The organism is Phyllobacterium chamaecytisi, from assembly GCF_020164455.1.
In the GTDB taxonomy this organism is placed as follows: domain Bacteria; phylum Pseudomonadota; class Alphaproteobacteria; order Rhizobiales; family Rhizobiaceae; genus Phyllobacterium; species Phyllobacterium chamaecytisi.
Window position 1 is genome coordinate 95,354 of the sequence record NZ_JAIQWW010000021.1, and the last position, 22,465, is coordinate 117,818.

Consider the following 22,465-nt stretch of genomic DNA (forward strand, 5'->3'; position numbering starts at 1 on the left):
AAATAGGGCGCTCAACGGGCGCCCTCTTTCTTTAGATGCATGATCGCAGCGGCTAGTGTCCCAGAACCAGCAGGTCCTTGGCTGCCAGGCTAACCTTGACGTTCTCGCCCGGAGATGGCGGCGGGGCGCTCGGATTGTTGAATGTGTCGAACGACACGGTGTTCTCGCCCAACGAGGCCCGGATGCGGATGACCGAGCCGAGAAAATGTACGCTGTTGATCTTGCCGTCGAGCGTCGTCTCGCGCTTGTCGGTGGCTTCCCCAAGGCTGACAGCCTCCGGGCGAACCGCGAGCGAAATCTTGTCGCCGGTCTTGTGGCCGTTAAGGCGTGCCCGGTCGATTGCAATGTCTTTGCCATCAACAGTAATCGTGCCTGACCCTGCGTCGCGGACAACAGCGTCGAGCGTATTGAGTGTTCCTACGAATGAGGCCACGAAACGCGAAGCGGGTTGATTGTAAATCTCGAAAGGGGCCCCAACCTGCTCGGCATTGCCCTCATACATCACAACGATACGATCAGAGATCGACAGGGCCTCTTCCTGGTCATGGGTGACGAAGATCGTCGTGATGCCAAGCTTGCGCTGGATCGCCCGGATTTCTTCGCGCAACGATACGCGGATCTTCGCGTCGAGGGCAGAAAGCGGTTCATCGAGCAGCAGCACTTGCGGCTTCGTGGCGAGTGCTCGCGCGAGCGCCACGCGCTGTTGCTGACCGCCGGAGAGCTGGTATGGATAACGCGCCGCGAGATGGTCCAGTTTGATCAGTGACAGCATCTCATGCACTGTCGCGTCGATCTCGGCTTGCGGCTGCTTGGCCACCTTGAGGCCAAAGGCGACATTCTGCGCGACGGTCATGTTGGGAAACAGCGCATACGCCTGGAAAACCATGCCGATGTTGCGCTGGTTCGGCTTGAGATTAACGACGTTTTTGCCGCCGATGCTGATCACGCCGGAAGTTGGTGTTTCGAAGCCGGCAACCATGCGTAGCACAGTTGTTTTCCCGCAGCCGCTGGGTCCGAGAAAGGAGATGAACTCGCCCTTCTCGATGTTCAGGTTGAAATCATGAACGACGGTGGTGGCGCCGAAGCTCTTTTTCAAATGGCTGATCGTGAGGAATGACATGGTTGGTATCCCGAATTATCGCTTGGTCGCAGCGAGCGATTTGTTGAAGCGGGTAACGACCTGGATCAGGCCCATGCAGATCCAGGTAATGGCGAATGCGATAACGGCAAGAGCCGCAGGTTCGTAAGCGCGGTTGGCCCCGATAAGCTGCAGGAACGGACCGAACGCCGGCCTGTTGAGCAGAGCGGCCATGGTAAACTCGCCGATGACGATCGCGAATGTCAGGAATGCGCCGGAGAGCACCGCCACGAGCACATTGGGAAGGATGATGTTCGCCATGATGGTGATGCGGCTCGCACCAAGGCTCTCGGCGGCTTCTGTCAAGGTTCTGATATCGATCGAGCCCAGGCCCGTGTCCACCGCCCGGTACATGTAAGGCAGTGCCAGCATCGTATAACCGAAAGCGAGCAGGATATTCGTTCCCATGGCCGAACCGGTCAATGGCAGGATCGAAGCGGTGTTGTAGAGGCGGATATAGCCGAACACGACAACGATGGCCGGAATGACCAGCGGAAGCAGGGTGATGAATTCAAGAACGGGACGCCATGCCGGCAAGCGCAGACGCACCCAATAAGCAGTCGGTACAACAAGAACGATACCGATGATGATCGTCACGATCGCCATGACGATCGAATAACCGAACGTCTGCTGGAAACGCGGATCGCTGAGGATCACCCAATAGGCATCGAGCGAATAGGCGCCGCGCCGCATGCGCAAAGAGAATTCAAGCGTGCCGAGCAGCGGTACGACAAAATAGATGATGCCGAAGGCGAGCGCGAGCCAGGACCAGATACGGTTCGTTTTCATTTGAGCCACTTCTCGCTGCGGGCGCGCATCCAGATGTAGATTGCGTTGGAAACGCCGGTAATGACGATCATACCGAAGGCAAGTGCGTAACCAAGGTGTGGGTCTTGCAGCACATCACCACGGATTTGCGCGAAGAGCACAATGGGGACGATGCTGAGAGACGATCCTGTCAGCGCGTAGGCTGTCGCGATGGCACCGAAGGAATTTGCAAAAAGCAGAAGGATTGTTCCGAGCAAAGCCGGCCACAGGATCGGGAAGGCGACCATGCGCCAATATTGCGGGCCGGTTGCGCCGAGAATGAGCGCAGCCTCTTTCCATTCCCGCTTGAGCCCATCGAGCGCGGGCGTGATGATCAGGATCATCAAGGGAATCTGGAAGTAGAGATATGTGATGGTCAGGCCCCAAAAACTCAGAAGATTGAAGCCGTGAGCGTAAAGGTTGAAGCCGAACACATTGAACAGGAGCGAGGTGACAAGGCCGGTTCGTCCAAGGGTGGCGAGGAAGGCAAAGGCCAAAGGAACGCCGGCAAAGTTTGATGCCACGCCGGAAAACGTCATCAACGGCGAACGGATCCAAGCCGGAAGCCCACCAAGCGTGATTGCGGCCGCGATGCAAAAGCCAATCAATGCACCGAGCAGTGCCGAGGCGAGCGAAATCTTGATCGATATCCAGTAGGCCGCCATGATCGACGGCTGGAAGAGATTGGCGATATTGGCGAGGGTGAGGTTACCCTCATTGTCCTGAAACGCGCCTGCAATGAGATAGATCGTCGGCCATATCAAAAACAACACGGCGAAGATCATGAATGGCATAACGCCAAGCCAGTCGAGCGACATGCGTCTGCGCTCGGTTGCCGGGACGGGGACCGGAGGCAATGCGCCGGGTTCTGAAATCGCACTCATCGTTTTCGTTACCGCATTCTTGGGTAAGATATAGCTGCCGCCGGCAAACTGCCAGGCAATCAATCCGGAAGCGGCTTGTCACGTCACGTCGTAAATTTTATTGCGCGCAATGCGCCTTTGACTGAACCAAATCCCCGCGGCGAGTGCCGCGGGGATCCGATCGGTCAGGATTTACTTCACGTTGGCGCCAACGACCTTATCCCAATCCTTGGTGATGACTTCCTTGGCGGCAGCCTGTTCATCGAGGGTCGGGAAGATCGCCTTTTCATAGGCAGCTGCAGGAGGCAGCTTGTCGAGCAGTTCCTTCGGGATCTTGTTGTTCTTGGCAAGATCGTTGAAGCGGATCGGGTGGCAATAACCCTTGAGCCAGGTCAGCTGACCTTCATCCGAGTAGAGGTATTCCATCCAGAGCTTTGCTGCATTTGGATGCGGCGCAAAGGCGCTGATTGCCTGAACGTACACGCCGGCTACAACGCCGGATGCAGGTACGACAACCTCAACCGGAGGATTGCCCTTCAGCGTGTCGCGGCCCGAAAGTGCGTTGTAATCCCAATTGATTATGATCGGGGTTGCACCTTGGGCAAGCGTACCGGACTTGCCAATGACCGGAACGAAATTACCGGCCTTGTTCATGTCGGCGAAATACTTCAAGCCGGCAGTCCCAGCATCGGCACCGGCTTTGGCGCCAGTTGATGCACCGGCAGCTGCAACGGCAAGGATGGCCTGGTTCGAAGCGCGAGGATCACCAGCGAGAGCAACGGTGTTTGCATATTCCGGCTTGAGCAGGTCGGCCCAATCCTTTGGTACGTTCTTGACGATATCGGTGTTTACCTGGAACGACAGAACACCATAATAGTCGCCATACCAATGGCCGTCGGCATCCTTGACGTTGTCCGGGATCGAGTCCCAGGTCGATACCTTGTAAGGCATCGTCAGGCCGTCTTTCTTGGCGGATGGACCGAAAGCAAAGCCAACATCGATAACGTCAGGCGCCTGTGGGCCCTTGTTGTCCTTGTTTGCCTTGATTGCTTCGATCTCGTCGCCAGAACCGGCATCCGGATTGAGTTCGTTTACCTCAAGGCCATACTTGGCCTTGAAACCAGCTACGACATCGCCGTAAGCGCACCAGTCATGTGGCAGCGCGATCGTTGTCAGTGAGCCCTCTTTCTTTGCAGCAGCAACCAGCTCGGCCGGTGCGTCCGCGAATGAAATTGTCGTGCTCGCGAACAGCACAGCTGTCGACAGCGCAAGCAAGCGTTTTGAGTAACCAACCATTTTGAAAACCCCTATTGAGCGATACGTCATTGGCTCTGTTTCGACGTTCAGCAACCCCGATATAGGTGTCTCGTGTCAGTTGGATGACAGACACGTGACGTGCTGATGAACAGACTTTTCCTGAGCAGTAAGGGGAAGTGAACCACTTTTTTGGCGGCTTAGCAATTCAGCCAAACGGTAAATCTGCAGGCGGTGCGACTGTTGCCGCTATTAGCCCGATAACGACAAAAATAGAGTTGGCCGCGGCAGTCCGGCGGATTCTATCTGTCGCATTTTGCTAGCTGCGACATCGCTGTCTGAAAGATCGAACGTCGAGGAATATGATAGAGATTAGGGGGCTAAGCGTTTCAGGCAGAATCTTGCAATGACCACGGCGCGCGGCGTCACATCCTTAGTGACCGCCACCACCGCCTCCAGCTGGAGCGCCCGGCTTGCGCATCATCACAGCGAAGACCGCGAGCGAAGCAAACAATATGGTCAGGATGTAGAAAACATCCATGAACGAGAGTAGCGATGCCTGCAAGTGAACCATGCCGGAAATCTTGGCAAGCGCAGTCGCACTGCCGTCAAGCCCGTGGGATGCGAAATTCTTGCTCATCGACGCCATCATGTCTTCCGCTTCCGGATTGCCCCAATGCACGCTTTCAGAAAGACGGGCATAATGCATGGCGCCGCGATCCGTGAGGATTTGGTTGATCACAGCCAAGCCGACTGCACCGCCGAGGTTGCGCATCAGGTTGAACAGGCCGGAGGCATTCTTCAGCCGGGCAGGCGGAAGTGTGCCGAGCGCAAGGTTGTTGATGGGTACCATGCACAGCATCAATGACACGCCGCGCAAGATTTGCGGGATAAGCAGTTCGTTAAAATCCCAGTCCGCCGTCAGATGGGTCATGGTCCAGGTGCCGGCGCCAAAGCCAAGGAAGCCGATCATGATCATGATGCGCGGATCCATGCGGCCGGAGAGGAAGCCGGCTACCGGTGCTGTCAGGAACATGCACAGACCGCTGACGAAGAGCGCTTCGCCGATCATCAGGGCATCGTAACCCCTGACCTGGCCGAGATAGACCGGATAGACGTATGTCAGTCCGTAAAGGCCGATGCCAAGCACGAAAGAAAACGCCGAACCAAACGCAAAGTTTAGGTTCTTGAACGCAAAGAGATCAACGATCGGCTGTTCCGCAGTGAAGGCACGGTAGAAGAAGGTAATACCGCCGATGACCATGACGATGGCGCAATAGTAAACAGCGTTGTCCTGCAGCCAGTCATTTCGCGGGCCTTCTTCGAGAACGTATTCGAGCGAGCCTAGAAAGGCTGCCATGGCTGCGAGACCCCACCAGTCGAACTTGTTGAGAAGCGAGCGGTCGCCCTTGTCGAAATCGATCAACTTCCATGCGGCAATCGCCACAATGATGCCGGGAATAACATTGACGAGAAAGAGCCAGTGCCAGGAAAAGGCATTGCTCAGATAGCCGCCGACAGTCGGTCCGATGGTCGGGGCGAGCGTTGCCACGAGGCCGATCATCGGCGAGACGATCGAGCGTTTCGATGGCGGGAAGATCGTGAATGCCGCGGCGAAAACGCTCGGGATCATGCCGCCGCCGATGAAGCCTTGAATAGCGCGGTAGACGATCATCTGATCGATGTTCGTTGCCGTGGCACAAAGTACGCTGGCGGCAGTGAAACCAGCCGCCGAAACAGAAAAGAGGATGCGTGTCGAGACGAGCCGCCCCAGGAAGCCGGACAGCGGGATCATGATGACTTCGGCGATCAGATACGACGTCTGAACCCACGAAATCTCGTCGGAACTTGCGCTCAACCCTGCCTGGATCTCGGCGAGTGACGCCGAGACGATCTGGATGTCGAGAATGGCCATGAACATGCCGAACACCATCGCCAGAAAGGCGATGGCTTTCTTCGGATCGATATGTTCGTCCGGAACAGCGGGTGCCCCGGGACCTCCAATCGTTGTGGCTTTCGACATGATCTTCGACCCGTCAGGAGTTCGGATTACAGCTTGGGTGTCGTGCGGGTATCAACATCGACGACCACGCTCAGGCCGGCCTGAAGCTTGCCGCTTGCCAGGGCGTCGGCGGGCAGGGCGATACGAACCGGCACGCGCTGAACGACCTTGGTGAAGTTACCCGTAGCGTTTTCCGGCGGAAGCAGCGAGAAGACAGCGCCTGAAGCCGGAGCAATGGAGGCGACAGTGCCTTCGAACGTGTCACCGGACAGAGCGTCAACCTTGACGCGGACTTTCTGGCCAACAAAGATGTCGCGCAACTGCGTTTCCTTGTAGTTCGCGTCGATATAGAGCGCGTTTACAGGAACAAGAGCCGCGAGACGCTGGCCGGGGCTGACGAGGTCGCCTGTCTTGGCTGCGAGATTGCCGATAACCCCATCGACAGGAGCGCGGATGACGGTAAAGCCAAGATCGCGGGCAGCCTTGTCCTTGGCAAGTTCAAGCGACCGAATGGAACCTTCGGCTTCTTTATACTGGGCCTCGAGCACACCGACATTGGCATCAGCAGCAGCAATCTGTGCATCGGCGGAGGCTATATTGGCCTTCGCCTGATCGAGGGCCGCCGTAGCATCATCAAGCTGCGACTGCGATGCGAAGCTTGTCGCATGGAGTTGCTTGGCGCGCACAGACCCTGCCTGCGCATTGGTCAAGACGGCCTGCGCGTTGAGCTTGCCGGCCTGCGCCTGCTGCAGCGAAGCTTTGGCGGCAACGATCTGCGCATTGATGCGATCGAGCGACAGCTTTTCCGTCGCGATTTGAGCTTCAGCCTGCTCTTCGGCGATCGTATAGTCGCCATTATCCAGCGTTACCAGCGGATCGCCAGCTTTAACGCGCTGATTGGCAACAACATCGATCCTGTCGATATAGCCGGTGACTTTCGGAGCAATCGCCGTGATGTCACCCTGGATATATGCGTCATCGGTCGAAACCATGAAGCGGCCCGTGGTCCAGTATTCATAACCATACCAGCCGCCGGCGCCAATCGCGGCGACAATCAATACGGGCAAGACGAAGCGCTTGGCCGAACGCTTAGGTTTGACGGGCGCTTGGGCGGCAACTTCAGGCTGCGGTGCTTCTGTTACAGGAGCATCGGGCTTTGCTGGTGCTTCCGCTTTTGAAGCAGGAGCCGGGGCTGGAAACTGACGGATTTCAGCTTCATTCTTGGCGTTCGACGCAGACATATGAGGCTCTTTCTACGGATGTTCACTCTGGAAAGTGATAGAACCAATCGGTTCGATGATTGACATAGCGCAAATGAGAGCGCATATCAAGTGCATCGAACCGATTGGTTCGAAAAAGAATCGAAAATGAGGAAACGAGATTAAAATGTCATCTACGAAGGCGTCCCGCGTGTCATCGATAAAGGCGTCTGCCTTGGAAGCGGTGATACCTGTGGACGAGCGGCAGGGCCGTTTGGCAGCTGGTCAAGATCCGGCCAAGCGCCAGCAAATCCTTGAAGGCGCCGACCGCGTTTTCTCGCAGATGGGCTTCGATGCCGCGAGCATGAACGATATAACGCGTGAAGCCGGCGTGTCGAAGGGGACGATTTATGTCTATTTCGATAGCAAGGAAGAGCTCTTCATGGAGCTCTGCTTTGCCTATCGCGACAAGCTGTTCAGCGGCATTTATTCTGCGCTGGAAGACCACCATGACTTGCGTGACGCGCTTATTGCTTTTGGTACGGCATTGTCACTCAAGGTCACGTCCGATGTTGTCATTCGGGCGCAACGGGTGGTCATCAGCGTTGCCGAGCGCATGCCCTCGATGAGCCAGAGCTTTTATGAGAATGGTCCAAAGCGGGGGCAGGCTCTGTTGAGGGCGTTTCTGGACAAACATGTTGCTTCGGGCGATCTCGATATTGAAGATACCGAACTTGCTACCTATCAGCTATCCGACCTGATGGTAACGGGTATGCTGAGGCGCAGGCTGTTTGGATGCATGGATAATCCGCCATCGGAGGAGCAGATACGCAAGACTGTAACGTCCGGCGTCGATATGTTCCTCAAGGCCTACAAGAAACAGTAATCTCGTTATGCCGTGCCGCAATTGGCACAGACGCCGCGGATTTCAATCGTCGTCTTTGATTGCTTGAAACCATTGCTGTTGGTCCATTCGCGGACGCGGCCGGTGATTATATCATCCGAGAATTCCGAGACCTGACCGCATTTTTCGCAAATAGCAAAGGCGATCATCCCGTGGCCGTGGCTATGGGTGTGAGGATGCGCACAGGCGACGAATGCATTGATGCTCTCAAGCCGGTGAATCATGCCGTAGTCGAGCAACTTGTCGAGGGCGCGATAGACCTGCAGCGGGGCGCGGAAGCCATCATTTCGCAATTGGTCGAGGATCGTATAGGCGCTAAGCGGCCCATCGGCGCGAGCCAACGCGTCGAAAACCAGCGATTGGTTTTTTGTCAGCTCTTGCGTAGCAGTCATTGCCCGATTGGCTCCTTGTTGATCTATAAGACATAGGAAAGATTTGTCTTTTCCGCCAGTGGATACATTAATTTTCCCGGTTCTCAAATTCGCCGTTCTTGACAAATGTAATAACATCACATATCGAAATGCTCAACTCCAAGATGCGACTGTCCGATGACTGAACCCTGCCTGACCTTTCACGATCTGACGCTTGGCTATCACAGGCATCCCGCCGTTCATCACTTAAGCGGCGGAGTTCGCCGTGGCTCGCTGACGGCGGTCGTCGGCTCGAACGGATCGGGCAAGTCGACGCTGATGAAGGGGATTGTCGGCGTTCTCAAGCCGATGTCCGGTTCGTGCGTTGTCGAAAAAGGTGTACGGATCGCCTACCTGCCGCAACAATCCGAACTCGACCGGTCTTTCCCGGCGCGCGTGATCGACCTTGTCTCGCTCGGGCTTTGGCCGAAGCGTGGCCTGCTTGGCAGATTCACGGCGGAAGACCGCGAGAATGTCTCGAAGGCGCTGATGAGTGTTGGATTAGCAGGCTTCGAAAAACGTCCGGTTGACACGCTGTCCGGCGGGCAATTGCAGCGCGCTTTGTTTGCGCGAGTATTGGTACAGGATGCGGATCTCATTCTGCTTGATGAGCCATTCAATGCGATCGATGCCAAGACCGTTAGCGACCTGATCGATCTGATCAAGCGCTGGCACGGCGAGAACCGTACGATCATGGTCGTTGTGCACGATCTCGATCTTGTTCGCGAGCATTTCCCGGAGACGCTGCTTCTGGCGCGCAAGCCGATCGCCTGGGGTGCGTCGCGCGAGACGCTCCGCGCTGACAATTTGTTACAGGCCAGGCAATTTCACGAAGCCTGGGAAGAGGGCGCGCCCTGGTGCGAGGATGATGCTGCCCACGGTCATGCACACGATCACGCTCATCCGCATGTCCATCATTATGACGCCGGCGATCATCACAATGGGCCCCAAACTTCACTGAAGAGGGGCGCCGCTTAGACCATGTATGAGTATCTCATCGCCCCCTTTGTCGACTACAGCTTCATGCAACGTGCGCTTGTCGGCTCGCTGGCGCTGTCGCTCGGTTCCTGCCCGGTTGGCGTTTTCCTGATGCTGCGGCGCATGAGTTTGACCGGCGATGCGATGGCGCATGCCATCCTGCCGGGCGCGGCGGTGGGTTTTTTGCTTTATGGGCTGCAGATCGTGCCGATGACCATTGGCGGACTCGTCGCCGGTGTCATCGTCGCACTAGGCGCGGGTGCGGTATCGCGCTTCACGATACAGAAGGAAGATGCCTCCATGGCGGCTTTCTACCTGATATCGCTGGCGCTCGGCGTTTTAATCGTGTCGCTGCGCGGATCGAATGTCGATCTGATGCATGTGCTGTTCGGGACCGTTCTCGCGCTCAACAATGAGGCGTTGAGCCTGATCGGCATGATCTCGGCGATCAGTGTTGTCACACTCGCGATTTTCTGGCGGGGCCTTGTCGCCGAATGTCTCGACCCGTTGTTCCTGCGCTCTGTCAGCCGCATTGGCACGCCCGTGCACTTCATCTTTCTGGCGCTGGTGGTGATCAACCTCGTTGGCGGGTTCCAGGCACTCGGAACCTTGCTTGCCGTCGGGCTGATGATGCTCCCCGCTGCAGCAGCGCGTTTCTGGACGTCGCGGGTCGGGCCTATGTGCGCGCTGGCCATCGTCATCGGCTGCGTATCCTGCGTAGGCGGGCTGCTGATCTCCTACCACTATTCAGTGCCTTCCGGACCGGCCATCATCCTGTCCGCCGGGGCAATCTATCTCGGATCGATCCTCATCGGGACACGCGGCATCGTCAACAGCCGGCTGCGCCCCTATCGCCACAGAACAGCTTAGGACAGAAGGAAAACGCTATGATGAAGGCTCTTAAACTTGCTGCGGGATTAAACGTTATACTATTACTTACCGCCGGTTATTCCCCGGCTTCGGCGGAAGCTTTGAAGGTTGTCTCCAGTTTTACTGTCATTTCAGATTTTGCCAAGAACGTCGGCGGCGACAAGGTCTCAATCACCACGCTGGTCGGACCAGATGGCGACGCCCACGTCTATGAACCAAAGCCAGCCGATGCTGTCGCGGTCGCTGGGGCCGATGTGGTGCTTGTCAACGGCCTGCACTTCGAGGGGTTCCTGCCGCGCCTCGTGGAAGCGAGCGCCACCAAGGCTCCCATCGTCGAACTGACCAAGGGCGTTGAACCGATCAAGAGCGCCGAAGAAGACCACGGCGATAGCGGCGCGGCCAAGGAAGAACATGGCGCATATGATCCGCACGCCTTCCAGTCGATCCGCAATGCCAAGATCTATGTCCAGAATATCGTTGACGCCTTCTGCACAGCGGACGCAACCAACTGCGACAGTTACAAGACCAATGCAGCAGCTTACACGAAGAAGCTCGATGCCACAGAGGCGGAAGTAAAGGCAGCCATTGCCTCGATCCCGGAATCAAAGCGCCTGATCATCACGTCGCATGACGCATTCGGCTATTTCCAGCATGAATACGGTCTGAAATTCCTGGCGCCCGAGGGGATATCGACTGATTCGGAGGCATCGGCTGCAGATATCGTTGCGCTGATCAAACAGGTGAAGGAGGACAAGGCATCGGCAATCTTCGTCGAGAACATCACCAATCCGCGCCTCATCGAGCAGATTGCCAGTGAAACCAAGCTAAACGTCGGCGGTACACTGTTCTCGGATGCTCTTTCCAAGCCCGACGAAGGTGCAGCAACCTATATCGACATGATGCACCACAATATCGCGACGTTTAAAAAGGCCATTCTAGGCAGCTAACCAATGCCCGGTGGTGGCCGATACCAAACCATCGGCCTTCACTCAACCAGGTCACATTGCTAAAGCGTTTTGTAACAGGTCCTTTCAAATATGCTATCGAACCCAACACCAACCGAACACGCATCCTCTGATGACGACCTTCTGGGTTACGGCAAAGGGATGGTCTTCCGGCAGCGCAATTCGAATCAGCCGAGATCGGTCGCGTGGCCGCAGCAAATTCTGAAACTCCGCTGGTAGAGCGTCGGCGATCGGCAACACTTTTTCAACTGTTCCCGTCGCGTGCTCGCTCCCGCCGCTCACCTGAACCTTCATGCCTTTGGTAACAGGAAAAAGATACCCATCCGGCAAATAAGCAAACAGATAAGCCTTTCCCCCGTTTATTTGCAGCATTTCATCACCCAGACGTACAACTTGACCCGGAACAGGAATTTTTGAACCCACAATACCTGTGACCGCCGCAGTTACCGTACCCTCTCCATAAATTGCTTTCATTTTGTGAACCGCGTCAGCCGCAACCTGTCGCGACGCTTCTACAACTCGGAGTTCGTTTGCGGTGACTTGTGACTCGGCCCGCAACTGGGCATAGCGCTCCGCGGCCTGGTAGTTGGCCGTCAAGGCCTCGTCTCTTCGGTTTGCAAGAACAAGGCCTCGCGTCGAAACCCGGTCAAGACGCAAAATAGCACTGTTGCTTTCATTTGCTGAACGCTCTGCCAGAGGTAAGAGTGCCGTATTCGTCGCTACCTTTCCCTGCAATTCGCCCTCTCGCACCGCAAGTTCGCTTGTTCGCACAGAGAGTTCTGCGATCTCCTTCACCATATCGAACGACGTGAGCTCGAGGAGCGGCGTTCCTTGGGTGACGCTATCGCCCTCGCTGACCAGCACCTTGTCGACGGTTGCCGGATAGCCGGCGGATACGATGTATCGCTGCGCCAGTACAATGCCATCGGCTGACAGGATGAACATTCCGCCGACAAGATAGTTCGCAAGCGAAACGATCAGCGCTCCGAGTATCAAGAGATATATCGATCTGCTCAGGCGGCCGGACCCCTTTCTCTGTTGCCGGTCGAGATTATCTATGCGAGGGCGTTTGCGGATGTACTTCATTTACTTAACCTCACCACGCGCGCTCATGGCGCACTTTTTCCGGGGTATAGTTGTCGCGATGAGAACCGCGAAAAAACCACTCATCGATATAAGCCAGCAAGCGTACCAACCGCATCCCATACGACATGAAGATGGAGTAGCCAGGAACGAACAACAGATTACGCCAAAAACTGGCGCGGCCTGTTGTCCAGCAAGCCAGGGCAAGCATAAGGACATCCAGAACCAGCAACGCGATTTGCATCGCTATCAGAACCGGGATGGCAAGTGCGCCGAAGTTGATTGCGAGCCACGATATATAGATCGGGAAGATGACGGCGCCGGCAACACTGAACGCCAGAAAATCCCACTGATGAAATGCTTCCGCAGGTCTGAAGTTGCGGTCAAACGGATTGAGAAGCCGCCGGTGCTTGCGGAAGCGGATCCATACCGCGTCACGCTCCCAACGCAGCCGCTGCCTGATGTAGGCGTAAAAGGTTGTTGGTACGTCCGTGTAGCACACGGCATTCGGAACATATCCGATGCGCCAGCCCGCTCGACGCAGCCGCAGCGTTACATCGAGGTCTTCTCCACCACCGACATCAAGCCCGCCTACCTCGTCGAGAGCGGTCCGGCGAAAAGCGCTGAACGCACCGGATGCACATGTTATTTGGCCAATCGCTGCGCTGAACCGCTTACCGACGGAAATAGACTCCAGATATTCGATCTCCTGAAACTGTGAAACAAGGCTCACATCGGCGTTGCGTGGCGCGATATCCCCGCATGCTGCTCCGACGCGCCCGTCGGCAAAGGGTTCCAGGAGACGTTCAATCGCAAATCGGTCAAACGAACAATCGCAGTCAATATTAATGATGATGTCACCGCGTGCGATTTCGCACGCCAGATTAGTCCCGCTCGCCTTGCCGCCCCGAACCCCCGTAGAGAGGATACAGGATCCCAGTCCTTTTCGGACCATTTCTCTGGCAACTTTGTTCATTCCGTCCGTTGAGCCGTCGCTGACGATAACGATCTCGAAATCCAAAAAAGACTGTTCCATCAGGGAATTAACGCATGCGCCAATGGAATCGGCCTCGTTATGGCCAATAAGAACGATGCTCACGCTTGGAGATTGGGAATTGCAACGAGTGCCGTTGTCCTTCTCCATGTGTCGCAAGCTCATCGCGGCTATTACAAACGGCACGAGGTATCTTGGAACATCGAATATCAGCGTGTACCAAAAGACGGTGACTAAACTCGAGCCCGTTTGTGCCAGAAGAAATGACAGGCCGAAATCAAGGTCGTTCACAACAGCGCTTTTTCGCGTGTGCCCCACAAGACAAGCAAGGTGGGGTTCAGTTTGTCGGATAGAATAGATTCGGAACGGTGAAGAGCTTCCTGCAAGTAGGCCGTGAAGCCTGCTTCGTCGCGTCCGAGAAAGAGGACGTACTCCCGCTCAAGAGACGAATGTACGGATGCGACATCTCCAAGAATGCCCTGAAGATTATCTGCAAGTAGTTTCCGCATTGAAATGAAGTTGGCTTCACCTCGAGTTTTAAGCACTTGTTCGCGGCCACCATATTGCAACTCAACCAGGAGGAAATCGGATGCTGCCCCGATAGAGGAAGAAAGCTGAGTAATCTTCTTTTGGAGTTCTTCCGGAAGATAACGAAGTTGAGCAATCGGAAATCGATCTACGCTCGTAACATCGTTGGCGAGCAGTGTATTCGCCTGATGGGACAGGGAATAGGAGAACACGTCCGATACGCTCGCTGCGTCTCCGCCGACATGCATTCCGCAGTCCTGGCAAAGAAAACCGATGGTGGGCTCCGACGTGGTATTTTTGCACTGGGCGCACACCTGAATGCGTCCCGGCTTGTCGTAGTCCTTACCGTAGTGGCGCAGTTGCTTGCTACACTTGGGGCAAATGAGCGCCGTTCCGCGACGAAAATCCGCCTCGGGACTCAATTGCGCACAGCTGTAGTGATGGATCAGGTCTACTTCTGATAGCTGCGGCGACTGGCATGCCGGACATTCTTCTCTGACCGTCAATCGATGAGACTGGCATCCGGCACATTTATGGTACCTGTCGAAAAAACTGCGCTCGAGCCAGCCCTTATTGGCAAGGGCTTCGGCAACCATTGTCGCGGATGCTGTATTCGGAAAACCTTTGTATCCGAAATAGTATGGGGAATTCGGCTGCCTGATCGGGGTGAGATCTTCCCCGGAAACGAACAAATAAGCCATCATTCGCACGGCTGGAGAAGTAGGGGATAGAAATCTGCTCGACAACCGGCCTCGGCGCTCCCGGAATTTTCTGATGCAACTCGCGGTTTCCACCCATGATTTGGGATTCTTCAGGCTAAAATCGACATCGGCGGCCACGCTCGGCTTCCCGGAAACGTTCACAACCGGCACCAGAAACAGATCTCTTGCGCTGCGGAACTTTTCCAACCCGAATGATTGCCTTTCGTTAGTCAGTAAAACCGCATCGATGTCATCATTATCGACGACCGAGAACACTTCGCGAAGGTAACGGGAGTGAGGGATGATCGTATCGGGATAGAATGTTATCTGAGGGGTGCGCAAGTTAAACTGACGCCATATTGATTGACATTGCTCGACTACGGGATGGGGATCTGTAAATGTCCGGTTATCAATCGGAGCAGTATTTTCTAGCAGTGATACATTGCTGTTTGACACGATACACCTTTTCGGACTCTGGTGAGCCGGAGACAAGTACAAATCTAAGTTACGAAAAGCGTTTATTCTCTGTTTGTTTTGAAACAGGATAAACGCCGGGTAAAAAGCGGTGTCAAGCAACTTGTGGGTGGGTTAATATATTTGTGGATCTGTCGTAGTACTTAAGACGTAGCCGATTATCTGACTAGATATCTGGTACGTTTTCCAAAGTCGGGCACCAGCGTTATTTCACATGGCACATGGCAGGGACAGTTGGAGCTATCTGGGTAGGCGGCCAATAATATGCATGCCAGTGAGCCTTAGACTTCGGCTATAAGGTCGGACGTAATTTCCTCGATGGAATTAACACCCAATAACGCCATATTCCGGTGCAACTCGGTCTTGAGAATATCGGCAGCCATCAGAACACCCGGCTGGCCACCAACTGCAGCAGCATACAGAAACGGTCGGCCGACAAAAACAAACTTTGCCCCGAACGCGAGCGCCTTGATAATGTCCGCACCGCGGCGAATGCCGCCATCCAACATAACCACCGTTTCTGTACCCACGCGATCAGCGATCGAGGGCAGAACTTTGAGCGGTGACAATGTCCCATCAAGTTGCCGACCTCCGTGGTTAGAGACAACAATGCCGTCCGCGCCTTGCCCAACTGCAATTGCCGCATCTTCTTCATGCATGATCCCCTTGATGATCAGCCTTCCGCGCCAACGATCGCGTATTCGCTGAAAGTGGTTCCAATTGAGGTGGTCGCGTTTTCCGAAGTCGCGCATGACATTCGCTGAAACGACAGGTGCTCCGCGGGTCGCGTACGAGTTCTCAAAATGTGGTATGCCATGAAAAAGTAGAGTTCGCGCGAATGTGCCGATACTCCATGCTGGATGAGAAATTCCGTGCCAGGCTAAGCGGGCACTCGGGCGGAGCGGAGTCGAAAATCCGGTCCGAATGTTGTTTTCCCGGTTAGCGAGGGCAGCGGTATCAACGGTCAGAAGCAAAGTTTGAAACCCTGCGGCAGCGACCCGATCGACCAACGCATCGATTCTGTTTGGTTCGCCGGGAAGGTATGCCTGGAACCAGGATTGAGGCGCAACCGCAGCTACCTCCTCCAGCCGGATCAGGGATGATCCGCTCATCACCATAGGTATGCCGGTTTCCGCCGCCGCGGTCGCGAGCACGAGATCGCCGCGATAAGCCATGAGTGCACTGATGCCCATCGGTGCTATGCCAAAGGGCGCTGAATATCGCGTTCCAAACAAGGTTGTCTCGGTCGATCGCGCTGAGACGTCAGTCAGGACGCGCGGCCGAAATCCATACTTCTGAAACTCCCCAGCATTATGCCGGAGCGAGGCATTGGTCTCGCTGGCTCCGGCGATATAGCCAAAAAGCGGTTTCGGCAGGTGTCGTTTCGCGCGGATCTCGAAATCGTCGAGCGAAAGGACGCCGCGGATTCGTCGACTGACGGCGTTTCTTACTGGCGGCAACGATTTTTCTCCAACCGTTAGTCCTCACTGGCTTCGAATGCCGCTTTGCGGTTCTTCCTGATGGCAGGCAGAACAAGCATCAACAACATGAGGGCAGTGACCGCCAAAAGGATCGCACTGATCGGACGCTCAAAGAAAACGAGCCAGTCACCTTGTGACAAGAGCATTGCACGTCGGAGATTAGTCTCCAGCAACGGTCCAAGTACGAACCCCAACAACAACGGGCCTGGTTCACATTTGGCTTTCCGCAGCACGTACCCCAACACGCCGAATATGATGACCAGAGCCACATCGAAGCCACGATTGCTGACGCTAAAAACGCCGACGCAACAGAACAGCAGGATAGCCGGGTACATCAGTCGATAGGGAATCTGGAGCAACTTGACCCAAAGGCCTATCAACGGCAGGTTGATAATAAGGAGCATTGCATTGCCGAGCCACATTGACGCTACCAGACCCCAGAACAGACCGGGCTGATTCTGGATGACGGAGGGACCCGGAGTGATGCCATGAATGGTCATCGCCCCTAACATCATCGCCATGATTGAATTGGACGGAATGCCGAGCGTCAAAAGCGGAATGAAAGACGACTGCGCCCCCGCATTGTTGGCGGCCTCCGGTCCGGCGACGCCGGCGATTGCTCCATGTCCGAATTTTTCTGGAGTCCTGGATACTTTCTTTTCGACCGAGTAGGCGCTGAACGCGCTTAATGTTGCGCCGCCGCCCGGAAGGACACCGAGTACGGTACCGACCGCCGTTCCTCTGAGCACTGCCCCCCAGCTTTGCCGAAATTCGTCGCGGGTAGGCCACAAGCGCCCAATTTTGCTTTGAAGGATCCCTCGCACCTCTGTGGATTCAAGATTGGTGGCGATCTCCGCTATGCCGAACAAGCCGACCGCGATAACCACGAATTCAATTCCGTCGTAGAGATCGGTTGATTCGAAGGTAAGGCGTGCCGATCCGCTGTTGACGTCAATTCCCACGAGACCCAAGACGAGCCCAAGGCACACCATGCCAATAGCCTTGATAACGGAACCATGCGCGAGGATTGTCGCGGCAAGCAAACCGAAAATGCAGAGAGCTACGTACTCGGCGGGACCGAAGGACAAGGCGAATGAAGATAGCGTCGGACCTGCCACAGCAAGGGCAATTGTCGCAACCGTCCCGGCGAAGAATGACCCCAGCGCCGCTATCGCCAGCGCTGCACCAGCGCGACCTTTCCGTGCCATTTGGTAGCCGTCTATGGCCGTGACCACCGCGGATGCCTCGCCCGGAAGATTGACCAGAATGGCAGTTGTCGATCCCCCGTATTGAGCTCCGTAGAAAATTCCCGAAAGCATTATGAGGGCGCCGAGCGGCGGCAAGAAAAAGGTTACCGGAAGAAGTATGGCGACGGTTGCGGTCGGTCCTATGCCCGGCAGTACGCCGATAAGCGTACCCAGCAGTGCGCCGATAAAGCAAAAGAGCAAGTTTGTCGGAGTCAGAGCCTCCGAAAATCCGAGCATTAGTACATCAAGGAATGACATTGGATTTCCGATCAGAAATGAAATCGGTCAGAAGGGCCAAACAGGCATCTGAACGCCGAGTCCGTAGACGAAAAGAAGCGCGCCGAGCGATGTCAGAACCGCGGTGGAGATGAAAATTTCCTTCCATCTGGATTCTGGATCGGCAAGGCTCCCGATAATCAGCAACCATGCCGATGCGACAACGAAGCCGAAGCGTTCGGCGCTGAACGCGAAGCCTGCAATAGCCACGACAAGGGTGACCAGAGGTCGAAGATTGAGCGCACCCATCGACTCTGCGGGCTTCGACAATCCTTTGACGAGAACGAACCCGCCGATCAGTGCCATGATTGTGCATAGGGACGCTGGCAGGAAGCCGGGCCCCATCATTGCCGGATTTCCGTATGTCAGGTCGCGCCCGGCCCATAGGCCAAGCGCTCCGAGCGAGATCATCAAAGTCCCTGCAAGTACGTCGGGAAGGTCTCCTCCTCGGAAGGGAGTCCGCGGGTTCATTGCTGCACCCATGGTGTTTGGTCCCATATTTTCTGGAATCGGGCGAGGCGGGCCGGCATCGCCTTTTCCCAGTCTGGACCGCTTAAGTACGCCAAGGGCAATGCTAGTTTTTCGGCCTGTTTCTGGAACTCCGGATTGTCGATTGTTGCTTTCACGGCGGCAGCAAAGCGCTCGGAAATCTCTTCAGGTATTTGGCTCGGCGCCGCGATGCCACGTTCCGAAGTCATCTCAACATCAAATCCCGATTCGATGGCTGTGGGAACATCCGGCAGTTGCTTGGAGCGCTCGTTTCCGAATTGAGCAATCATCCGCAAGCCCGAAGTGTCGTTTCCGGCAAACTCGCTGATATTGAGGCCGCCACCTGTAACTTGGGAGCCGAGAATTGCCGTGCGCGTCTCTCCTGCACCATTGAAAGGAATATGAGTAATCTGCACGCCAGCTGCGGCTCCCAATATGATGATTGCCAGGTGATCATCGGTTCCGATGCCCGATGAACCAAAAGACACAGCACCAGGCTTGGCCTTTGCCGCGGCGACGAAGTCGCCAAGGGTCTTGATGTCTGAACCTTCTGGGACAACGACTGCCGCGGGGTCGTCGACGATGCGCGCGATGGGCTTTATGGTCTTCGGATCATAGCCAAGTTTCCTTTGAACCTGCATCGAAAGAAAGCCCGGGGTATTGATGTAGGAGAACGTATACCCGTCCGGTTTTGCCTTCGCGAGAGCGGTGTAGGCGATTTCACCTGAAGCTCCAGGGCGGTTTTCTATTACGATGTCAGCTCCTAGTTCCTTCTCGAGGAAGGGCTCCATGGCACGAGCCATGACATCCGTGCTTCCGCCCGGTGCGAAGGCAACTATCATTTGGATTGGTCTGTCATTCGGCCATTCCGCATGGGCGCTTCCTGCGGCCGCAAGGATCGTGCCAGCTGCCAGTACTGTAATTTTCGAAATGTTCACGCTTAAGTTCCTCCCTGGAACGACGAGCGGGCCCGGCACCCGCCAAAAACACCTAACCGGGTTCTCCGCCCATGGCCGCGCTCAACTTGTGGGCAGCCGTACGGAGAATCTTCAGATTTCTGTTGATCGCGTCTTCGGTAAAGCGGGGCGTCGGCCCAGTTAAAGCCATGGAGCCAAACAGCTTGCGACCGTCGCGATAAATTGGAACGGCAAGGCTCGCGACTTGCGGGTCGCGCTCACCGATCGTCGCGTGGTAGCCGCGTTCCCTGATCTCGTCATAGACATGCCCCGGTGTGCCTGAGAATGCCAGAATGACACGCCCTGGAGCACCCCGGTCCAACGGCAGGGCGTCTCCGACGCGCGCGGAGTGCCGGATCGATTGATTGGAATCGTGACGGTGAAGGCAAACACGCGAATCGCCTTCCCTGACATAAACGGCAGCGCTCTCGCCGCTCGCCTCGCTGATCTCAGCAAGGAGAGGCTCCAAAACCGCCGAGGCCTTGAAAGTCGACTGATAGAGAGCTCCGAGACGCGCGAGTTCGGGGCCGAGCCGCCAGCTGGCGTCATCGTTGCGCACCAGGATCGAAGATTTTGCCAATGAGCGGGCGATGCGCAGCACCGTGGACTTGTCCAGTTCTGTGCGGCGCGCGAGCTCGCCCAGCGTTAGCCCCGAGTCAACGTCGGTAAACGCCTCAAGTATGGAAACAGCACGTTCGACGGCCGCTACTCCCGATGAATTGCCCGGCATGGGTTAACCTCCTTCAAAGATGCTGTACGTTGTACTCAGTACAACACCTTTTCATTTAGTACAATACCGTATATTGAAGATTCGTCAACCGCAGCTGCTGTCTCGAGCAAAGGCGGTATTCTTGGGAGAGTTTTTATGAGTGAAATCAGTCATATGAAGGCCTGTGGAGATCTCGATCAGGATCCCTCGCGTCAGTGGGTTGTTCTGATCACTGGAGGAGAAATCGACACACGGGCCAACGAACTCCTCGAGAAAAGTTCCATCAGGTCAATCTACGCCGACGGCTATAGCGGATCCGAGAAGCTAGCCGAAATTGCTGCCAAGGAAACGGTCGACGCAATCCTGGTTCGCCAGGGAAATATTGACGCGAACGTCATAAATGCCTCTTCCTGCTTGCGTGTCATCGCAAAGCACGGCAGCGGCGTCGACAATATTGACCTTGCAGCTGCGAGCGCCCGCAATGTTCCCGTTCTTCGGGCTCTTGGTGCAAATGCTCAGTCTGTCGCAGAACTCGCTCTCACGCTTTCTGTAAGCCTGATGAAAGACGTAAGCATCTTGAACAACACCGTGAAAAGCGGTGGTTGGCCGAAGACCGGGTATGTTGGCCGTGACCTCGCAGGAGTCCGTTTTGGTGTCATCGGCTTTGGCGAAATCGGCAGGCGGACCGCAAAACTTGCACAAAGCATCGGAATGGAGGCATGGGCTTACGATCCGTACGCGAGCGATACGGACGGAATCTCTGTCACCCGCGACCTGAAAGAGGTCCTTTCGCAAAGCGATGTGGTGAGCCTGCATTGCCCGCTTTCTCCGGAAACCCATCATCTCATCAATCATGAGCGTCTCTCATGGATGAAATCCACAGCTTTTCTGGTCAACACAGCGCGTGGAGCTGTCGTTGATGAGACGGCGTTATACGAGGCCCTGACGAATGGTGTCATCGCCGGGGCTGCGCTCGATAGTTTCGAGGAGGAGCCCCCCAGCAAGGACCATAAATTCTGGATGTTGCCAAACCTTTTAGCGACGCCGCACGTGGGCGGAGCCAGTCGTTCGGCCTTGCGGAATATGGCTTTGCAGAGCGCACAGAACATCATCGATGTCCTTAACGGCAAGGCATTCGACCGTCGCGCGTTGGCCAACCAGGACGTCAGCTGAAGCACGGCAGAGAAGCGGAAAATCCTATAAAATACAACATTCGGAGATAATAAGATGCTAGGCTTCAAAGTGTGTAAGCGGCAGCGCAAGGTTGACAGCGCCTGGGTCAACAAATTTTCTGATTTGCCAGTAGCAAACGTAAGCGATGTGATGTCCCGCATGGCTGCTGGAGGCGCATCGCTACGCCCCTACTATCGGGGTGCGCGGATGGTGGGCCCAGCGATCACCGTTAAATCCCGCCCGGGCGACAATCTGATGGTGCATAAGGCGCTGGATATCGCTGAGCCTGGCGACATCGTTGTCGTGGACGCGGGTGGAGATCTTACTAATGCGATCATCGGCGAATTGATGGTCGCGCACGCGATTCAACGTCGCCTTGGCGGCATCGTAATATTTGGAGCCATTCGCGACAGCGAGGAATTAAGCGTGGGTTCGTTCCCTGTCTTTGCTGCGGGAGTCACTCATCGCGGACCATACAAGGACGGCCCGGGCGAGGTAAACGTTCCCATCGCCATTAGTGGTATGGTGATCCAACCCGGTGACCTTCTCTGCGGTGATGCCGACGGAATGGTGTCTGTGCCACTCGAGTCGGTCGAAGAAGTCTTCACTGCAGCGACCAAAAAACATGCGGCAGAGACGCGTCAGATGGAAGCGATCAAGACGGGCAATAATGATCGTGCCTGGGTCGACGCTGCCCTTGAACGCTTGGGATGCTTTATCGAGTGATTTGAAAGCACCCAGAAGGCGCTGCAGCGCCTGGCGAACAATGTTCGGATTCAAATCGACGGCAACTGCCGGATCATTGCCAATCTTGACGCGTTCGCCTGTTAGTGACACTAAAGTCTTATCGGATGCAAATTCGTGGGGCGCAGCATGCCGTATGGGGAAGGTATAATGACGCTATCTGTCGATCGACCGCGCGTCAGGCGGCTGAGAACGCTGCCGCTTGCTCTGTTAGCAATAT

Annotated in this window: 21 protein-coding genes; 6 read left to right on the forward strand and 15 right to left on the reverse strand. The window is 55.7% G+C overall.

Translation table 11 applies throughout. The features are described from left to right. Positions 1 to 52: 52 nt before the first annotated feature. The 6 genes from LB462_RS25600 to LB462_RS25625 form a co-directional block, all read right to left on the reverse strand. On the reverse strand, positions 53 to 1,120 hold the full coding sequence (locus tag LB462_RS25600) for an ABC transporter ATP-binding protein (protein ID WP_224513874.1): 1,068 nt from the start codon (positions 1,118 to 1,120) through the stop codon (positions 53 to 55). A gap of 15 nt (positions 1,121 to 1,135) precedes the next feature. Next, the gene (locus LB462_RS25605) at positions 1,136 to 1,927 is read right to left on the reverse strand and encodes an ABC transporter permease (protein ID WP_224513884.1); all 792 of its coding nucleotides are present in this window, start codon (positions 1,925 to 1,927) and stop codon (positions 1,136 to 1,138) included. After that, a complete protein-coding gene (locus LB462_RS25610; protein WP_224513886.1) occupies positions 1,924 to 2,829 on the reverse strand; it encodes an ABC transporter permease in 906 nt (301 codons plus the stop codon). The genes LB462_RS25605 and LB462_RS25610 overlap by 4 nt, the downstream gene beginning before the upstream one ends. A 171-nt stretch (positions 2,830 to 3,000) precedes the next feature. Continuing rightward, positions 3,001 to 4,104: an ABC transporter substrate-binding protein gene (locus tag LB462_RS25615; protein ID WP_224513887.1), complete on the reverse strand. Its 1,104-nt coding sequence runs from the start codon at positions 4,102 to 4,104 to the stop codon at positions 3,001 to 3,003. A 391-nt stretch (positions 4,105 to 4,495) separates the two neighbouring features. Beyond that, complete coding sequence (locus tag LB462_RS25620; RefSeq protein WP_224513889.1) at positions 4,496 to 6,085, reverse strand: DHA2 family efflux MFS transporter permease subunit; 1,590 nt, start codon at positions 6,083 to 6,085, stop codon at positions 4,496 to 4,498. 26 nt (positions 6,086 to 6,111) lie between these two features. After that, entirely contained in the window at positions 6,112 to 7,305 is a 1,194-nt protein-coding gene (locus LB462_RS25625) for an HlyD family secretion protein (protein ID WP_224513929.1), read from the reverse strand. A 145-nt stretch (positions 7,306 to 7,450) separates the two neighbouring features. Between LB462_RS25625 and LB462_RS25630 the strand changes: the two genes are divergently transcribed. After that, positions 7,451 to 8,149: a TetR/AcrR family transcriptional regulator gene (locus tag LB462_RS25630; RefSeq protein WP_224513931.1), complete on the forward strand. Its 699-nt coding sequence runs from the start codon at positions 7,451 to 7,453 to the stop codon at positions 8,147 to 8,149. 5 nt (positions 8,150 to 8,154) lie between these two features. Here LB462_RS25630 and LB462_RS25635 read toward each other — a convergent pair whose 3' ends face one another. Then, positions 8,155 to 8,559 (reverse strand): Fur family transcriptional regulator, encoded by a 405-nt coding sequence (locus LB462_RS25635; RefSeq protein ID WP_224513933.1) that lies wholly within the window; start codon positions 8,557 to 8,559, stop codon positions 8,155 to 8,157. A gap of 156 nt (positions 8,560 to 8,715) precedes the next feature. On the opposite strand from LB462_RS25635, the gene aztA reads away from it, so the two are divergent. From aztA to aztC, 3 genes are read left to right on the forward strand one after another with little or no spacing between them, the layout of a single operon-like run. Beyond that, positions 8,716 to 9,555, forward strand: coding sequence for a zinc ABC transporter ATP-binding protein AztA (gene aztA / locus LB462_RS25640; protein ID WP_224513935.1), 840 nt, complete (start codon positions 8,716 to 8,718; stop codon positions 9,553 to 9,555). A gap of 3 nt (positions 9,556 to 9,558) precedes the next feature. Continuing rightward, a complete protein-coding gene (gene aztB / locus LB462_RS25645; protein WP_224513937.1) occupies positions 9,559 to 10,425 on the forward strand; it encodes a zinc ABC transporter permease AztB in 867 nt (288 codons plus the stop codon). A gap of 17 nt (positions 10,426 to 10,442) precedes the next feature. After that, on the forward strand, positions 10,443 to 11,372 hold the full coding sequence (gene aztC / locus LB462_RS25650; protein WP_224513938.1) for a zinc ABC transporter substrate-binding protein AztC: 930 nt from the start codon (positions 10,443 to 10,445) through the stop codon (positions 11,370 to 11,372). Between the two features lie 93 nt (positions 11,373 to 11,465). Here the strand turns inward: aztC and LB462_RS25655 are convergent, their stop codons facing one another. From LB462_RS25655 to LB462_RS25690, 8 genes are all read right to left on the reverse strand, one after another. Then, complete coding sequence (locus tag LB462_RS25655; RefSeq protein WP_224513940.1) at positions 11,466 to 12,476, reverse strand: HlyD family secretion protein; 1,011 nt, start codon at positions 12,474 to 12,476, stop codon at positions 11,466 to 11,468. A gap of 10 nt (positions 12,477 to 12,486) precedes the next feature. Further along, on the reverse strand, positions 12,487 to 13,785 hold the full coding sequence (locus LB462_RS25660) for a glycosyltransferase family 2 protein (RefSeq protein WP_370637299.1): 1,299 nt from the start codon (positions 13,783 to 13,785) through the stop codon (positions 12,487 to 12,489). After that, positions 13,755 to 15,152 carry a TackOD1 domain-containing metal-binding protein gene (locus tag LB462_RS25665; protein ID WP_224513944.1) on the reverse strand — a complete coding sequence of 466 codons (1,398 nt, stop codon included), beginning with the start codon at positions 15,150 to 15,152 and terminating at the stop codon, positions 13,755 to 13,757. Before LB462_RS25665 ends, LB462_RS25660 begins: the two co-directional genes overlap by 31 nt. Before the next feature lie 299 nt (positions 15,153 to 15,451). Then, complete coding sequence (locus LB462_RS25670) at positions 15,452 to 16,630, reverse strand: alpha-hydroxy acid oxidase (RefSeq protein ID WP_224513946.1); 1,179 nt, start codon at positions 16,628 to 16,630, stop codon at positions 15,452 to 15,454. A gap of 17 nt (positions 16,631 to 16,647) precedes the next feature. Further along, on the reverse strand, positions 16,648 to 18,156 hold the full coding sequence (locus tag LB462_RS25675) for a tripartite tricarboxylate transporter permease (RefSeq protein ID WP_224513947.1): 1,509 nt from the start codon (positions 18,154 to 18,156) through the stop codon (positions 16,648 to 16,650). A gap of 27 nt (positions 18,157 to 18,183) precedes the next feature. Beyond that, complete coding sequence (locus tag LB462_RS25680) at positions 18,184 to 18,645, reverse strand: tripartite tricarboxylate transporter TctB family protein (protein ID WP_224513949.1); 462 nt, start codon at positions 18,643 to 18,645, stop codon at positions 18,184 to 18,186. Next, on the reverse strand, positions 18,642 to 19,601 hold the full coding sequence (locus tag LB462_RS25685; RefSeq protein ID WP_224513951.1) for a tripartite tricarboxylate transporter substrate binding protein: 960 nt from the start codon (positions 19,599 to 19,601) through the stop codon (positions 18,642 to 18,644). Before LB462_RS25685 ends, LB462_RS25680 begins: the two co-directional genes overlap by 4 nt. Positions 19,602 to 19,653: 52 nt before the next feature. Further along, positions 19,654 to 20,349 carry an IclR family transcriptional regulator gene (locus tag LB462_RS25690; protein WP_224513953.1) on the reverse strand — a complete coding sequence of 232 codons (696 nt, stop codon included), beginning with the start codon at positions 20,347 to 20,349 and terminating at the stop codon, positions 19,654 to 19,656. A 135-nt stretch (positions 20,350 to 20,484) separates the two neighbouring features. Between LB462_RS25690 and LB462_RS25695 the strand changes: the two genes are divergently transcribed. Then, positions 20,485 to 21,501 (forward strand): hydroxyacid dehydrogenase, encoded by a 1,017-nt coding sequence (locus tag LB462_RS25695; RefSeq protein ID WP_224513955.1) that lies wholly within the window; start codon positions 20,485 to 20,487, stop codon positions 21,499 to 21,501. A 54-nt stretch (positions 21,502 to 21,555) separates the two neighbouring features. Further along, entirely contained in the window at positions 21,556 to 22,227 is a 672-nt protein-coding gene (locus LB462_RS25700) for an RraA family protein (RefSeq protein ID WP_224513957.1), read from the forward strand. The last annotated feature ends 238 nt before the right edge of the window (positions 22,228 to 22,465 follow it).

Bases quoted from the DNA above. Each gene is read 5' to 3' on its own strand.
- LB462_RS25600 (WP_224513874.1), bottom strand. From the start codon at position 1,120: ATGTCATTCCTCACGATCAGCCATTTGAAAAAGAGCTTCGGCGCCACC.
- LB462_RS25605 (WP_224513884.1), bottom strand. From the start codon at position 1,927: ATGAAAACGAACCGTATCTGGTCCTGGCTCGCGCTCGCCTTCGGCATC.
- LB462_RS25610 (WP_224513886.1), bottom strand. From the start codon at position 2,829: ATGAGTGCGATTTCAGAACCCGGCGCATTGCCTCCGGTCCCCGTCCCG.
- LB462_RS25615 (WP_224513887.1), bottom strand. From the start codon at position 4,104: ATGGTTGGTTACTCAAAACGCTTGCTTGCGCTGTCGACAGCTGTGCTG.
- LB462_RS25620 (WP_224513889.1), bottom strand. From the start codon at position 6,085: ATGTCGAAAGCCACAACGATTGGAGGTCCCGGGGCACCCGCTGTTCCG.
- LB462_RS25625 (WP_224513929.1), bottom strand. From the start codon at position 7,305: ATGTCTGCGTCGAACGCCAAGAATGAAGCTGAAATCCGTCAGTTTCCA.
- LB462_RS25630 (WP_224513931.1), top strand. From the start codon at position 7,451: ATGTCATCTACGAAGGCGTCCCGCGTGTCATCGATAAAGGCGTCTGCC.
- LB462_RS25635 (WP_224513933.1), bottom strand. From the start codon at position 8,559: ATGACTGCTACGCAAGAGCTGACAAAAAACCAATCGCTGGTTTTCGAC.
- aztA (WP_224513935.1), top strand. From the start codon at position 8,716: ATGACTGAACCCTGCCTGACCTTTCACGATCTGACGCTTGGCTATCAC.
- aztB (WP_224513937.1), top strand. From the start codon at position 9,559: ATGTATGAGTATCTCATCGCCCCCTTTGTCGACTACAGCTTCATGCAA.
- aztC (WP_224513938.1), top strand. From the start codon at position 10,443: ATGATGAAGGCTCTTAAACTTGCTGCGGGATTAAACGTTATACTATTA.
- LB462_RS25655 (WP_224513940.1), bottom strand. From the start codon at position 12,476: ATGAAGTACATCCGCAAACGCCCTCGCATAGATAATCTCGACCGGCAA.
- LB462_RS25675 (WP_224513947.1), bottom strand. From the start codon at position 18,156: ATGTCATTCCTTGATGTACTAATGCTCGGATTTTCGGAGGCTCTGACT.
- LB462_RS25680 (WP_224513949.1), bottom strand. From the start codon at position 18,645: ATGAACCCGCGGACTCCCTTCCGAGGAGGAGACCTTCCCGACGTACTT.
- LB462_RS25690 (WP_224513953.1), bottom strand. From the start codon at position 20,349: ATGCCGGGCAATTCATCGGGAGTAGCGGCCGTCGAACGTGCTGTTTCC.
- LB462_RS25695 (WP_224513955.1), top strand. From the start codon at position 20,485: ATGAGTGAAATCAGTCATATGAAGGCCTGTGGAGATCTCGATCAGGAT.
- LB462_RS25700 (WP_224513957.1), top strand. From the start codon at position 21,556: ATGCTAGGCTTCAAAGTGTGTAAGCGGCAGCGCAAGGTTGACAGCGCC.